Below are 14423 nucleotides of genomic sequence, written 5' to 3'. Positions count from 1 at the left end.
GTCGCCTGTTGGGTAAGAAAGCACTATAGACGATCGGAATTTTCGTCTTTTTCACGGGTTTCTCAACCGTTCGCCGAGGGATGTCGCCAGCTGCGCCGTCAGACCATACACCGACAACTGCGGGTTGGCGCCGATGCTGGTGGGGAACAGCGAGCCGTCGTGAATCGACAGATTGCGTAGCTGATGATGCCGGCCGAGGCTGTCGGTGACGGCAGTCTTCGGGTCTTCGCCCATGGCGCAACCGCCCATGACGTGGGCGCTGCCCAGGCGTGTGCGATACAACTCCAGACTCAGGCTGTCGATCAACGAGCGGGCCTCGGCCAGACTGTTCACGTAACGCGCATCGGCGTGCATCGGCATCACCGCTTTGGCGCCGCCGGCGAACTGGATCTCGGCCATGCTGTGGAATGACCGGCGCAAGCCTTCCCAGGTGTAAGGCGAAACCTGATAGTCGAGCACCGGCGAGCCGTCACCGCGCAACTCGACGCTGCCGCCCTGACTGTCCGGGTGAAAACCGTCGCGCAGCAGGGCCAGCATCGCGTGGGTGTGGGGCAGGTCCGCCATGTGTTGCGCGCTTTCCTGACCAAAACCACCGAGCAAAGTCGCGGCCAGCGCCGGGTGCAGCGGCGGCACTTCGAGTTTGTAGGCCATCGGGCCGGTGGTGCCGTCCTTCCACTGGAAATGGTCCGAGTAGATCGACTGCGGCGCACCGTAGAACGGGTTGATCACCTCGTCGAAACGCCCGGCGGACATGTTCACCAGATGCAGGAAGGTGCGCTTGCCCAGCCGTTTGTGCGGATCCGGTGCATCCGAACGCATCAGCAGCGCCGGGCTGTTGATCCCGCCACCGGCCAGCACGTAGTGCCGCGCCTTGACCGTGATGGTGCGTCCAGTCGGCTCGACGCAGCGGTCGTCCATCGCCACGCATTGCAGGCCGGTGACCTTGTCGCCGTTGATCAACAGCTTTTCGGCCCGGGCCAGATAAAGCAGTTCGCCACCCTTTTCCAGGGTCGCCGGAATGGTCGTGACCATCATCGATTGCTTGGCGTTGGTCGGACAGCCCATGCCGCAGTAACCCAGGTTCCAGCAGCCGCGCACGTTGCGCGGGATCACGTGCCAGCTGTAGCCGAGCTGTTCGCAGCCTTTGCGGATCACATCGTTGTTGGCGTTGGGTGGCACCATCCACGGGGCGACGCCGAGGCGCTGCTCCATTTTTTCGAACCACGGCGCCATGTCGGCGGGGCTGTGGCCTTTGACGTTGTGCTCTTTGGCCCAGTGTTCGAGGGTCGGCTCGGGCGTACGAAAACTCGATGTCCAGTTGATCAGCGTGGTGCCGCCGACTGCGCGGCCCTGAAGGATGGTGATCGCGCCGTCCTTGCTCATGCGGCCGATGCCTTCCTGATAGAGGCTGCTGTAGGCCTGGTCTTCCAGCAGTTTGAAATCGCTGCTGGTCTTGAGCGGGCCTTCTTCGATCAGCAGCACTTTGTAGCCGGCGGCGCTGAGGATTTCCGCCGTGGTGCCGCCACCGGCGCCGCTGCCGATGATGGCGACGTCGGCTTCCAGGGTCAGGTCATCGGTGAGTTGCGCGCCGTTGTAGGTTTTCCAGCCACGGGCAAGGCCTTCGCGAAACGGGTCGGGTACGGGCATCGATCAGGTTCTCTTATTATTGTTTTGCGTGGGGTCGCCAGGCTCAGACGGCGGGCGGGCCGGGGTAACCGCAGTGGGCCCAGGATTCGGCGCGGGTGTACCAGGCCATCATCACCATTTGCAGCAATGAGCTGTGGCCCATGCGCAGCAGGCTCAGCGAGCTGTTTTCCCAGCGTTCTAGGAAGTGGCGGATCGCCTCGGGGCTGGCGTTTTCCCAACTGCCCCAGATTCCGGTCAATGGCCCGCGCGTCACCGCCATGCCCAGTACATCGAACAGTTGCCGGGTGAGCTTGAGCATTTCCGGCGACAGGTGATCGAGGCTGTAATCCAGCGACTTCAGGGTTCCATCGACAGCGGTGGGCATCTTTTCCACAGCAACGGCGCCATCCAGCATCACTGGAATCAGCGCGCGCAGAAACAGCAGATCACCGCTGCGCAACGTGGCGAATCCGTTGGCCGATACGCTCGACGAACAGCCGCTGAGGCTGGCACCAAGGCCGGCGGTGGCGAGGAAAGCCGTGGCGCCCAGGCTGAATTTCAGCAGGCCACGGCGTGAGAGGGCAGGTGTTTCGGTCAGGCTTGGGTGCATTGTTGTTATTACCCGGCGGTGACGTTAGCGAATGAACAGTTTCTGGATCAGTTTCTGAATGGACTTTCCGTACGGCGGGTAAATCAACTTCGCCGCGTTGAAGCGCTGTTTGACCAGCACCCCCTTGGCCTTGCTGAACGTCAGGAAACCTTCGTGCCCGTGGTAATGGCCCATGCCTGACGGGCCGATGCCGCCGAACGGCATGTCGTCCTGCGCCACATGCAGCAGCGTGTCGTTGAGGCAGACACCACCGGAATGGGTTTCGCTGAGTACGCGCTTCTGTTCGCGTTTGTCGTAGCCGAAGTAGTAAAGAGCCAGAGGACGTGGCCGCTGATTGATGTAAGCAAATGCCTGATCCAGATCCTGATACGGCACGATCGGCAACAGTGGGCCGAAGATTTCGTCCTGCATCACCGTCATCTCGTCGCTGACATTCAGCAGCAGGCTGTGCGGCATGCGCCGGCCCTGGCCTTGGTCGAACAGCGGAATCAACAGCGCGCCCTTGCTGGTGGCGTCGCTGAGGTAGCTGTTGAGCCGCGCCAGTTGGCGCTCGTTGATGATGGCGGTGTAGTCCGGGTTGTCGGCAAGCGTCGGATAAAACCCGCGCACCGCCTGGCGATAGGCTTCGACGAAACCGCCGATGCGCTCTTCCGGGACCAGCACGTAGTCCGGGGCCACGCAGGTCTGGCCGGCGTTGAGGGTCTTGCCGAAGGCGATGCGTTCGGCGGCGTCCTTGAGCGGAACGTCGTGGGAGACGATGGCCGGGGATTTGCCGCCCAGTTCCAGCGTCACCGGCGTCAGGTTTTCCGCCGCCGCGCGCATCACATGCCGGCCGACGCTGGTGGAGCCGGTGAACAGCAGGTGGTCGAAGCGCATTTTCGAAAACGCCACGCCGACATCGGCTTCGCCGAGCACCACGCACACCAGGTCTTCGGGGAAGATCCGCGCCAGCAGTTCCTTGAGCAGCAGGCCGGTGGCCGGGGTCGACTCGCTGAGCTTGAGCATCACCCGATTGCCGGCCGCGAGGGCGCCGGTCAACGGGCCGATGGCCAGAAACAGCGGGTAGTTCCAGGGCACGATGACGCCGACCACACCCAGCGGTTGGTACACGACTTTGGCCGATGCCGGCTGGAAAGCCACACCCACTTTGCGCCGCGAAGGTTTCATCCACTGGCTGATGTGCTGGCTGGCGTAATGAATGCCGTGCAGGCTCGGCATCAGTTCGGCGAGCAGGGTTTCATCGGCGCTGCGGTGGCTGAAGTCGGAGCTGATGGCGTCGATCAGGGCCTGCCGTTCGCTGCTCAGCAAATCGCGCAGGGCCTTGAGCCATTGCTGGCGCTGGGCCGCAGGCGGCATCGGATTGGCGGCGTAGGCGGCACGCTGCGCATCGAACAGCCGGTTGAGCTCTTCCAGCGGCTGTTGCAGCGTTTGCAGGTAGGCAATATCGGCAGTCATCGTCAGCTCCGGAGATGTTGTTGTGAGGAACTTTTTAGAGTCTATGCTCTAGAAAGTCAAATGGCTTCCTTGCGCATCCTGGTTTTATCCCGTTCCGGTTAGGTCGTAAGATGCCCCCCAACGCACTCTGAATTAAAGCTCAAGCCATGGCCCCACGGATCAAAACCAGCGAGCGCATCGTGCAGAACAGCCTCGAGCTGTTCAATCAGCAGGGCGAGCGCAGCATCAGCACCAATCACATCGCTGCCCACATGGAGATTTCTCCGGGCAATCTGTACTACCACTTCCCCAACAAGCAGGCGATCATCGCCGTATTGTTCAGTGAGTACGAAAGCCTGGTGGACAGCTTCCTGCGTCCGCCCCAGGGCCGTGCCGCGACGGTCGAAGACAAGCGCTTCTATCTCAAGGAACTGCTGTCGGCGATGTGGCGCTACCGTTTCCTGCATCGCGATCTCGAGCATCTGCTCGACAGCGATCCGGATCTGGCCGGGCGTTACCGGCGTTTCTCCCAGCGCTGCGTGATCCAGGGCGCGGCGATCTACGAAGGGTTCGTTGCCGCCGGAATCCTGAAGATGGACCGGGTGCAGATCGAATCCCTGACCCTCAACGCGTGGATCATCCTCACCTCGTGGGTGCGCTTCCTGTGCACGACCCGGGAGAATTCCAATTACCTCAGCGAACAGGCCATCAAGCGTGGCGTGTATCAGGTGCTGGTGCTGGAAGCAGGGTTCGTCACCGAGCAGGCTCGCGATGAGGTCAACGCCTTGTTCGAAGAGTTCTACGTGCCACTGGCACAGGCCCTCGAAGAAAGACCGTAATTCCATTTCCTCACTGGAGTCGTTCGCTATGCCGATTGCGCAACTGATCAGCCCGACCGCACTGGATGCCCGCAAGGCACAACCGGGGCTGGTGATTCTCGATTGCCGTTTTGCCCTCGAAGACCCGGATTACGGCCAGCGCAGCTATACCGAGGGGCACATTGCCGGGGCGAACTTCGCCGATCTTGAACGCGACCTCAGCGGTCCGGTGATCAAGGGCGTGACCGGTCGCCATCCGCTGCCGGAGCCGGCGGCGCTGATCGAGCGCCTGCAAGCGTTCGGCATCAATAACGACAGCGACGTGGTTCTGTATGACGACGGCCCGGGTGCCTATGCGGCGCGGGCCTGGTGGTTGCTGGCGTGGTTGGGCAAGCGCGACGGCGTGTTCATTCTCGATGGCGGGCTCAAGGCCTGGCATGCGGCGCGGCTGCCGTTGAGTCTTGATCCACCGTCAACGGCACGGGGCAACTTCAGCGGTCAGCCGGACATGAGCCTGCTGCTCAGCGCCGAGCAATTGCAGCAGCGCCTCGGCCAGCCGGACCTGACCCTGCTCGATGCCCGCGCCTTGCCGCGCTTCAAGGGCGAAGTGGAACCGATCGACCCGATTGCCGGGCATATTCCCGGCGCGAAATGCGCAGCGTTCACCGACAACCTGGGCAGCGACGGGCGTTTCCTGCCGGCCGATCAGCTCAAGCAGCGTTTCGCCGCAAAACTCGGCGAGCGTTCGCCGAACGATCTGGTGGCTTATTGCGGTTCCGGGGTGACGGCGTGCCACAACCTGTTTGCCCTGAGCCTGGCGGGTTATCCGCTGGGTTCGCTGTATGCCGGATCGTGGAGCGAGTGGATCAACGAGCCTTCGCGCGGTATTGCTACGGGCGAATAACTTTGTGGGAGCTAGCTCGCTCCCACATTTGTTTTTTGTTTACTCCAAAAGCCGCGCACTGCGATAGGCCGCCGGCCCCACGCCGTAAACCTGTTTGAACTGCCGGCTCAAATGACTCTGGTCGGCAAATCCCAACTGTGTAGCGACTTCCACCGGCAGGCAGCCGCTCTGCAGCAGACCCCGTGCGCAGGCGATCCGCTGCTGCATCAGCCAGCTGTGCGGCGGCATCCCGGTGGCGCGGCGGAACACCCGAGCGAAGTGGAAAGGCGAGAGGTTCACCGCTGCCGCCAGTTCTTCCAGAGACGGCGGCGCCGCCAGTTGCGCGTGCAGCAACTCCTTGGCCATCGCCACCGCACGGTGCTCTTTGCCGGGCTTGCCGTTGATCTGCACCGCCGCGTGACGCTGCAACAGCAGCATCATCATTTCCCGCCACACCGTTTGCTGTTGCAATGCGGTGGCGGGGCTTTCCAGCAAACGATGCAACTGACAGAAACCGTTGACCAGATCCGGATCGCGATACAGCGTCGCGCCAAAGGCCGGCATCGGCGCAGTCGGCAGCTCCAGCTCTTCAAGCAGTGCAACAATCTTGCCGGTGTCCGGATAAAACGCCCGGTACAGCCAGCCGTCTTCTGTGCCCTTGTGACCGGTGTGCAATTCGTCCGGGTTGATCAGCACCAGCGTGCCGCTGCCGGCCAGGTGTTCGGCACCGCGATAACGATATCGCTGGGCGCCGGCCATGATCATGCCGATCACGTAGCCGTCGTGGACGTGCGGGGCGAAACGCTGCTCGATGTAGCGTGCCGACAGCAGTTCAACACCGGCCAGCGGCGGGGTTTGCCAGAAGCGGATCGACTCGCCCTGATCGCTCATGACCTCACCCACGCCCCGCATCGGCCAGCCACTGCGGAATGCGTCGTTCCAGGTAATAACCTGGCTGACGGAACGTGCCGTCGACGAAGCCGACGTGCCCACCCTTGTCCTGCAATTCGAATTGCGTCGTGGCCGACAACTCTCTGGCCTGCGGCAGGCTGTGGGGAAACACGAACGGGTCGTCCGCGGCCTGAATGATCAGGGTCGGCGTGCGGATCTCGCCGAGAAAGTAGCGACTGGACGCCCGGCGATAGTAATCCTCGGCGTCTACGAAACCGTGCAGCGGCGCGGTCACCCGGCCATCGAAATCCCAGAAGGTGCGCATGTTTTCCAGCGAGCCGAGGGCGGCGAGGGCGGCGAGACCGTCCTCGCGTCCGTCGTGCTGGAACTGGCGCTGCTTGTTCTTGATGTAGGCGACCATCTCGCGCATGAAGTGCGCCTGATAGACCTTAGAGAAACCCTGACCGATACGGTCGGCGCACTGATCGAGGCGAAACGGCACCGACACCGCCACTGCACCGAGCACGCCGCTCGCGCTGCCGGTTTCCCCCAGATGCTTGAGCAGCACATTGCCGCCGAGGGAATAGCCGACTGCATACAACGGTGCCAGTGGCCGCTTGGCTTTCAGGTGGCGGATGGTTTCGACGAGGTCTTCGCTGGCGCCGGAGTGGTAGCTGCGCGGCAACAGGTTCGGTTCGCCGGAACAGCCGCGCCAGTTCAGCGCGACACTGGCCCAGCCTTGCGCGGCGAGTGCTGCCTGGATTCCGGCAACGTAAGGCGAATTGGAAGAGCCGGTCAGCCCGTGGAGCACCAATACCAGAGGCGCTTCAGCGCTGTGCGGACCGTGCCAGTCGAGGTCGAGGAAGTCGCCGTCGTCCAGCCATAGCCGTTCGCGCTGGCGATCAAGGTGCACGGTTTTGCGCCACAGTGGCCCCCACAAGGTTTGCAGGTGCGGGTTGCCGAGGCCGAAGGCGGGGATGAACGGTTTTGACGAAGGGGACACGATTGCTCTCGATGCAGTGCAGCGAGCCTCGGCTGAGACTCGCCGCTTTTTCAGGCCGGTCGGTTAACCGGCGATCACTGCCATACGTTGCCACAACGCGTAATACACCCGCCCGGATTTCTGCTCACGGTGCAGGCGCCAGTTGCCCGGCAGGCCGAGGGTCGATGGCGCGGTTTCGCTTTCAGTGTAGATCCACGAATCATCGGCCAGCCATTGGCGCTCTTCCAGCAACGTGCACACCGCTGGCAGCAGGTTCTGGTTGAATGGCGGGTCGAGGAACACCAGATCGAACGCGGTCGCGGTCTGGGTTTCCAGATAGCGCAGGGCATCGGCGGTCTGCACGTGGCCGTTGGTGCAGCGCAGGGTGCCGAGGTGTTCTTTCAGGCTGGAGACCGCAACATGGCTGGCATCCAGTGCCTGGCCCATGGCCGCGCCACGGGACAGGGCTTCCAGAAACAGCGCGCCGCTGCCGGCGAACGGATCGAGCACCTTGGCGCCGGCGACATACGGTGCGAGCCAGTTGAACAGGGTTTCGCGCACGCGGTCCGGCGTCGGACGCAGGCCCGGCGCATCAGGGAAGCTCAGCTTTCGGCTGCGCCATTCGCCGCCGATGATGCGCAACTGGTTCACACCGTTGTGCAGTTTTTGTACAGGTTTCTTTGGACTGGCCATTAATGCTCCGGAACCCCGAGCGGCTGCTCGGCAGGTTTATCAGATGGGGCCGGTAACGGCTTTTGCGGCACGGTCGGGCCAGCGCTGACGATGACCAGTTTATCCGTGCTCAAGTGTTTGTTCAGAACGTCGCGAACCTGCTCGACGGTCAGGCTCTGGGACTGACGCATGAAGTCGTCCAGATAACTCAGCGGCAGGTTGTAGAAACCCATGGCGCCGAGTTGGCCGACGATATCGGCGTTGCTCGCGGTGGACAGCGGGAAGCTGCCGGCCAGTTCGCGCTTGGCGTCGTCGAGCTCTTTCTGGGTAGGGCCGGTCTTGAGGTAGTCGGCGAGCACGTCCTGCACCAGTTTCAGGGTGCCTTCGCTCATTTCTGCGCGGGTCTGCAGGTTGATCATGAACGGGCCGCGAGCCTGCATCGGGCTGAATGCCGAATACACGCCGTAGGTCAGGCCGCGCTTCTCGCGCACTTCGCTCATCAGCCGGGTGCCGAAACCGCCACCGCCGAGGATCTGGTTGCCCATCGACAAGGCAGCGTAGTCCGGGTCGTCACGGTCGATGCCCAGTTGCGCGATCATCAGGTTGGTCTGTTTCGACGGAAACTCGATGTGGCCGATGCCGGCTTTCGGCTCGGTCGGTTGCTCGACTTTCGCCAGCGCCGGGCCTTTTGGCAGCGCAGCGGAGACCTGGTTGGCAATCGCCTCGGCTTCGCTACGGGACAGATCGCCCACCAGCGCGATCACCACGTTGCCGGCCGCATAGGCCTTGGCGTGGAACTCACGCAGTTGCGCCAGCGTGATCTTCGGCACGCTTTGCGCATTGCCATCGCTGGAATGGGCGTACGGGTGATTGCCGTACAGGCGCTTCATCAGCTCCAGGCTGGCGAGTTTGCCGGGGTTCTGTTTCTGGTACTCGAAACCGGCGAGCATCTGGTTTTTGATGCGCGCAAAGGAGTCGGCCGGGAAGGTCGGTTTGCCCACCACTTCCGAAAACAGCTTCAGCGCCGGCTCGCGTTTGTCCGCGGCGCTCAGGCTGCGCAGCGACGCGATGGCCATGTCTTTGTAGGCGCCGTTGCCGAAATCCGCGCCCAGGCCTTCAAAGCCCTGAGCGATGGCGCCGACATCCTTGCCCGCCACGCCTTCGTTGAGCATGGCGTTGGTCAGCAGGGCCAGGCCCGGCGCGTTGCCGTCCTGGCTGCTGCCGGCGGAAAAGATCAGGCGCATGTCGAACATCGGCAGTTCGCGGGCCTCGACGAACAGCACCTTGGCGCCTTCGGCGGTGTTCCAGGTCTGCACGTCGAGCTTGCGGCTGGCCGGGGCCTTGCCGTCGAGTTCGGCCAGCGATTGCAGCTTTTGGCTGGACTTAGCGTTATCCAGCGCTTCGCTGGCCTTGGTGTTGTCGCTCGGCACCAGATAGAACGCGGCTGAGCCGATGATGGCCACGGCGATCAGGCCGAGCAGCAGGCGTGGGGTTTTGCGCTCACTCATGAGTCGTCTCCAGTGGCAGGACGTGGGCGACGCTGAGACGTTCGCGGGTGAAATACAGCTTGGCGGCGTTCTGGATGTCTTGCGGGGTGACGCTTTCCAGATCGGCCAGTTCGCTGTCCATCAGCTTCCACGACAGGCCGACGGTCTCCAGCTGGCCGATGGCGGTGGCCTGGCTGGTGATCGAATCACGCTCGAAGACCAGACCGGCGATGACCTGCGCTCGCACGCGTTCCAGCTCTTCGGCGGACGGTGCGGTGGTTTTCAGCTGTTCCAGCAGTTTCCACAGGCCGGCTTCAGCCTGGGCCATGGTCTTTTTCTTCTGAGTGTTCGGTGTGGCCGACAGGGTGAACAGGCTGTCACCGCGAGTGTAGGCGTCATAACTCGACGAACCGCCGGACACCAGCTCTTCGCCGCGCTCCAGTTGGGTCGGGATGCGGCCGCTGTAGCCGCCGTCCAGCAGCGCCGAAATCAGGCGCAAGGCGTTGACCGAGCGCTTGTCTTCGGCGGTGGCAATGCTCGGGACGTTGAAGCCGAGCATCAGGCTGGGCAATTGGGTCTGAACGTGCAGGGTGATCTGGCGCTCGCCGGGTTCGGCCAGTTCCAGCGGCTTTTTCGCCGGCGGCACATCGCGTTTCGGGATCGGCCCGAAGTAGCGCTGGGCGAGGGTCTTCACCTCGTCCGGAGTCACGTCGCCGACCACCACCAGCGTGGCGTTGTTCGGCACGTACCAGGACTGATACCAGTGACGCAGCTCTTCGACCTTCATCCGCTCAAGGTCGGCCATCCAGCCGATGGTCGGCGTGTGATAGCCGCTGGCCGGGTAGGCCATGGCCTTGTAACGCTCGTAGGCCTTGGCCATCGGCTTGTCGTCGGTGCGCAGGCGGCGCTCTTCCTTGATGACTTCAATTTCCTTGGCGAATTCGTCGGCCGGCAGGCGCAGGTTGGCCATGCGGTCGGCTTCCAGTTCGAAGGCCACGCCCAGACGGTCGCGGGCCAGCACCTGGTAATAAGCGGTGAAGTCGTCGCTGGTGAACGCGTTCTCTTCGGCGCCGAGGTCGCGCAGGATCAGCGAGGCTTCGCCGGGGCCGACTTTTTCGCTGCCCTTGAACATCATGTGCTCGAGGGCGTGGGACAGACCAGTCTGGCCCGGGGTTTCGTAGCTGGAACCGACCTTGTACCAGACCTGCGACACCACCACCGGCGCGCGATGGTCTTCGCGCACGACGACCTTCAGGCCATTGTCGAGGGTAAATTCGTGGGTCGGTTGCGGGTCGGCCGCCAGGGCCGAAAGGGGCAGGCAGACTGTGCTGAGCAGCAGGCCTGCGGCGCGGCGGGCTAGAGCATTCATTCGTTTTTAAACCTGTTGGGCTGCCCGCTTGGTCTTAGCGTCGGCGGGCGAGAGGGTGCTAGGATACTGATCCGTTTTACTGGGGGCCACGCCTATAAGGCCTTTGATCGGCAGGCAGGTGATGCTAATTGCGGATTTAATCTGGATTTTGTCCGCTAGACTCTGCTTTTTCCCCGACGATGGCCTACCAGTCCTTCGTGTTGATCAATCTTTTGAGGTGCCGCTTGCACCTCGACAAAATGTTGCGCGTGAACAAGCTGGGTGAAACACAGTCTGTTCTGCATCGAATATTTATTTGCCGGGGCGCCCCTGTGGCGCGTCGCTACCGTGAGATAGCCGTCCTCCATGTTTGGTTCCAACGACGACAAGAAGACCCCAGCTGCGGCTGGCGAGAAGAAAAGCCTGTTCGGATGGCTGCGCAAAAAACCGCAGGAACCCGTCGTCGAACAGCCGACCGCCATTCCTGAGCCAGCCCCTGCGCCCGCTCCTGTAATAGAAGAAGCGCCGGCGCCGGTTGTGCTGCCGATTGCCGAGCCGGTGCTGCAACCGGTGGCCGAGGCCGAGCCTGAAGCGCCGGCTGCCGCCGAATTGCCGCTGACCCCGGTTGCCCAGCCATGGCTGACCTTGCCTGTGGCCGAGGAACCGGTGGCATTGGTTGAAGAGGCTGCGCCGCATGTGACGCCGGTGATTCCTGCGCCGGTTGACTTGATGCCTGAGCCGGTTCCGGTTTCTGTGGTTGAGCCTGAACCTGAGCCTGTGATTGAGGCCGCGCCCGTTCCTGCCGAGCCTGTCGCAGTTGCTCCGGTTGCTCCGGTTGCTCCGGTTATCGAAATCCCCGAGCCTGCACCTGCACCTGCACCTGCACCTGCACCTGCACCTGCACCTGCACCTGCACCTGCACCTGCACCGGTCGCCGTAGCGCCAGTCGCTCCTGTGGAAGTCCAGGTAGAAACCCCGGTCGAGGCCCCGCGCACCGAAGAAACCAAGGCCGGCTTCTTTGCCCGTCTCAAGCAAGGCCTGTCCAAGACCAGTGCCAGCATCGGCGAGGGCATGGCCAGCCTGTTCCTCGGCAAGAAGGCGATCGATGACGATCTGCTCGACGACCTCGAAACCCGCCTGCTGACCGCCGACGTAGGCGTCGAGGCGACTTCGGTCATCATCCAGCGCCTGACCCAGAAGGTCGCACGTAAAGAGCTGGCCGATTCCGACGCGCTGTACAAATCCTTGCAAGCCGAGCTGGCCGCAATGCTCAAGCCAGTCGAGCAGCCGCTGAAAATCGTTTCCCAGCACAAGCCATTCGTCATTCTGGTGGTCGGCGTCAACGGCGCCGGCAAGACCACCACCATCGGCAAACTGGCGAAGAAGCTGCAACTGGAAGGCAAGAAAGTCATGCTCGCCGCCGGTGACACCTTCCGTGCGGCGGCTGTCGAGCAGTTGCAGGTCTGGGGCGAGCGCAACAAGATTCCGGTGATTGCCCAGCACACGGGCGCGGACTCGGCTTCGGTGATCTTCGACGCCGTGCAGGCTGCCAAGGCCCGTGGCATCGATGTGCTGATCGCCGACACCGCCGGTCGCCTGCACACCAAAGACAACCTGATGGAAGAGCTGAAAAAGGTTCGCCGGGTGATCGGCAAGCTCGACGCCGATGCGCCGCACGAAGTGCTGCTGGTGCTCGACGCCGGCACCGGCCAGAACGCCATCAACCAGGCCAAGCAATTCAACCAGACCGTCGAACTGACCGGCCTGGCGCTGACCAAGCTCGACGGCACCGCCAAGGGCGGGGTGATTTTCGCCCTGGCCAAGCAGTTCGGCCTGCCGATCCGCTACATCGGCGTCGGTGAAGGCATCGACGATCTGCGTACCTTTGAAGCCGAACCCTTTGTCCAGGCACTGTTTGCCGAGCGGGAGCGTTCATGATTCGTTTCGAACAGGTCGGTAAGCGCTACCCGAACGGTCACGTCGGCTTGCATGAGCTGAGCTTTCGAGTCCGTCGCGGCGAGTTCCTGTTTGTCACCGGCCACTCCGGTGCCGGTAAATCCACGTTGTTGCGCCTGTTGCTGGCGATGGAACGTCCGACCAGCGGCAAGCTGCTGCTGGCCGGGCAGGACCTGAGCACCATCAGCAATGCGCAGATTCCGTTCCTGCGTCGGCAGATCGGCGTGGTGTTCCAGAACCATCAACTGCTGTTCGATCGCACGGTGTTCAACAACGTCGCGCTGCCGTTGCAGATTCTCGGGCTGTCCAAGGTCGAAATCGCCAAGCGCGTCGATTCGGCGTTGGAGCGCGTGGCGCTGTCGGACAAGGCCGAGCTGTATCCGGGCGACCTGTCGACCGGTCAGCAACAGCGCGTCGGCATTGCCCGCGCCATCGTTCACCGTCCGGCCCTGCTGCTGGCGGACGAACCGACCGGTAACCTCGACCCGCGTCTGGCGGCCGAGATCATGGGCGTCTTCGAAGACATCAACCGTTTGGGCACCAGCGTGCTGATCGCCAGTCACGACCTGGCGCTGATCGCGCGCATGCGCCATCGCATGCTGACCCTGCAACGCGGCCGATTGATCGGCGACGGGGAGGCTGGCGAATGAGTGCGACACGTAGTCCGAAGGTTTCCGAGCGCGTGGCCCCGAAGGCCGCCGATCCGCAACCGCCAAAGAAGAAAAAGCACGACGATGACGACGGGCCGGACTTCGCCACGTTGTTCCGTGCCTGGATCGAAAGCCATCGCGCCAGCTGGATCGACAGCCTGCGCCGTCTCGGCAAGCAGCCGATCGGCAGCTTCTTCACCTGCATGGTGATGGCGGTTGCGTTGAGCCTGCCGATGGGCCTTTCGCTGTTGCTGAGCAACGTTGAGCGTCTGGGCGGCTCGTGGCAGCGCGCGGCGCAGATCTCGCTGTACCTGGAGCTCGAAGCCAGTCCGGCCCAAGGCGAAGCGTTGCGCGACCAGATCAAAGCCATGCCGGGCGTAGCTGATGCTGAATATGTCGGCCGCGACCAGGCGCTGGAAGAGTTCCAGCAGCAGTCGGGACTGGGCGAAGCCCTGCGCGAACTGCCGGAAAACCCGCTGCCGGGCGTGGTGCTGGTGACGCCGAACGAGGTCGATAAGTCGACCCTGGAAGCATTAAGACAAAAACTTTCCGAGCTGCCCAAGGTACAACAGGCGCAACTTGATCTAGTCTGGGTCGAGCGTCTGGCCGCCATCCTCAAGCTCGGCGATCGTTTTGTCTTCGGTCTGACGGTGTTGCTGGTTTCCGCATTACTTTTGGTGATAGGCAATACCATTCGTCTTCATATTGAAAACCGCCGCACCGAGATAGAAGTGATTAAACTCGTCGGCGGCACCGACAGCTATGTGCGTCGTCCCTTCCTTTATATGGGCGCGCTGTATGGCTTCGGTGCGGGGCTGCTGTCCTGGGGTGTATTGGCGTTCGGCCTGAACTGGCTGAACGACGCGGTGGTTGGACTGGCCGGCTTGTACGGCAGTGATTTCGCACTGGCCGGCGTGCCAGTTGCCGACGGTCTGTCGCTCTTGCTTGGCGCGGTGCTGTTGGGTTATATCGGTGCATGGATTGCAGTCGCACGTCATCTCAGGGAGCTGGCGCCGAAGTAGAATCTTTTTTGCGCGTGATTGACCTTTCAGTGGTTAAGGAAACT

At 62.6% G+C, this 14423-nt stretch carries 13 protein-coding genes; 5 read left to right on the top strand and 8 right to left on the bottom strand.

What is annotated here, in order from left to right; all coding sequences use genetic code 11:
* Positions 1 to 51 precede the first annotated feature (51 nt).
* Genes IHQ43_RS27530 through IHQ43_RS27520 form a run of 3 tightly spaced genes read right to left on the bottom strand, consistent with a single transcriptional unit; the run spans position 52 to position 3691 of the window.
* Positions 52 to 1647 carry a GMC family oxidoreductase gene (locus tag IHQ43_RS27530; protein WP_192562738.1) on the bottom strand — a complete coding sequence of 532 codons (1596 nt, stop codon included), beginning with the start codon at positions 1645 to 1647 and terminating at the stop codon, positions 52 to 54.
* A 43-nt stretch (positions 1648 to 1690) separates the two neighbouring features.
* A complete protein-coding gene (locus IHQ43_RS27525; RefSeq protein WP_192562737.1) occupies positions 1691 to 2236 on the bottom strand; it encodes a twin-arginine translocation pathway signal protein in 546 nt (181 codons plus the stop codon).
* Positions 2237 to 2260: 24 nt separating this feature from the next.
* Positions 2261 to 3691 carry a coniferyl aldehyde dehydrogenase gene (locus tag IHQ43_RS27520; RefSeq protein ID WP_007953409.1) on the bottom strand — a complete coding sequence of 477 codons (1431 nt, stop codon included), beginning with the start codon at positions 3689 to 3691 and terminating at the stop codon, positions 2261 to 2263.
* A gap of 146 nt (positions 3692 to 3837) precedes the next feature.
* Between IHQ43_RS27520 and IHQ43_RS27515 the strand changes: the two genes are divergently transcribed.
* Together IHQ43_RS27515 and IHQ43_RS27510 are read left to right on the top strand one after the other, a co-directional pair.
* A complete protein-coding gene (locus IHQ43_RS27515) occupies positions 3838 to 4509 on the top strand; it encodes a TetR/AcrR family transcriptional regulator (RefSeq protein WP_192562736.1) in 672 nt (223 codons plus the stop codon).
* Positions 4510 to 4537: 28 nt separating this feature from the next.
* On the top strand, positions 4538 to 5392 hold the full coding sequence (locus tag IHQ43_RS27510) for a sulfurtransferase (protein WP_192562735.1): 855 nt from the start codon (positions 4538 to 4540) through the stop codon (positions 5390 to 5392).
* 39 nt (positions 5393 to 5431) lie between these two features.
* Here the strand turns inward: IHQ43_RS27510 and IHQ43_RS27505 are convergent, their stop codons facing one another.
* The 5 genes from IHQ43_RS27505 to IHQ43_RS27485 all read right to left on the bottom strand — a co-directional run bounded on the left by IHQ43_RS27505 (position 5432) and on the right by IHQ43_RS27485 (position 10772).
* Positions 5432 to 6262, bottom strand: a complete 831-nt coding sequence (locus tag IHQ43_RS27505; protein ID WP_192562734.1) for an AraC family transcriptional regulator — start codon at positions 6260 to 6262, stop codon at positions 5432 to 5434.
* 4 nt (positions 6263 to 6266) lie between these two features.
* On the bottom strand, positions 6267 to 7265 hold the full coding sequence (locus IHQ43_RS27500; protein ID WP_192562733.1) for a hydrolase: 999 nt from the start codon (positions 7263 to 7265) through the stop codon (positions 6267 to 6269).
* Positions 7266 to 7328: 63 nt separating this feature from the next.
* Positions 7329 to 7937, bottom strand: a complete 609-nt coding sequence (gene rsmD, locus IHQ43_RS27495) for a 16S rRNA (guanine(966)-N(2))-methyltransferase RsmD (RefSeq protein WP_007953401.1) — start codon at positions 7935 to 7937, stop codon at positions 7329 to 7331.
* On the bottom strand, positions 7937 to 9424 hold the full coding sequence (locus IHQ43_RS27490) for a M16 family metallopeptidase (RefSeq protein WP_192562732.1): 1488 nt from the start codon (positions 9422 to 9424) through the stop codon (positions 7937 to 7939). Before IHQ43_RS27490 ends, rsmD begins: the two co-directional genes overlap by 1 nt.
* Complete coding sequence (locus tag IHQ43_RS27485) at positions 9417 to 10772, bottom strand: M16 family metallopeptidase (RefSeq protein ID WP_192562731.1); 1356 nt, start codon at positions 10770 to 10772, stop codon at positions 9417 to 9419. Before IHQ43_RS27485 ends, IHQ43_RS27490 begins: the two co-directional genes overlap by 8 nt.
* Before the next feature lie 345 nt (positions 10773 to 11117).
* Between IHQ43_RS27485 and ftsY the strand changes: the two genes are divergently transcribed.
* Genes ftsY through ftsX form a run of 3 tightly spaced genes read left to right on the top strand, consistent with a single transcriptional unit; the run spans position 11118 to position 14379 of the window.
* Positions 11118 to 12689, top strand: a complete 1572-nt coding sequence (gene ftsY, locus IHQ43_RS27480) for a signal recognition particle-docking protein FtsY (RefSeq protein ID WP_192562730.1) — start codon at positions 11118 to 11120, stop codon at positions 12687 to 12689.
* Positions 12686 to 13357, top strand: a complete 672-nt coding sequence (gene ftsE / locus IHQ43_RS27475; RefSeq protein WP_192562729.1) for a cell division ATP-binding protein FtsE — start codon at positions 12686 to 12688, stop codon at positions 13355 to 13357. Before ftsY ends, ftsE begins: the two co-directional genes overlap by 4 nt.
* Entirely contained in the window at positions 13354 to 14379 is a 1026-nt protein-coding gene (ftsX, locus tag IHQ43_RS27470; RefSeq protein WP_064600097.1) for a permease-like cell division protein FtsX, read from the top strand. Before ftsE ends, ftsX begins: the two co-directional genes overlap by 4 nt.
* Positions 14380 to 14423: the final 44 nt, after the last annotated feature.

The organism is Pseudomonas gozinkensis (assembly GCF_014863585.1).
Lineage (GTDB): Bacteria > Pseudomonadota > Gammaproteobacteria > Pseudomonadales > Pseudomonadaceae > Aquipseudomonas > Aquipseudomonas gozinkensis.
Note: the sequence above shows the minus strand (reverse complement) of the source record. Positions and strands in the feature narration are given on the sequence as shown.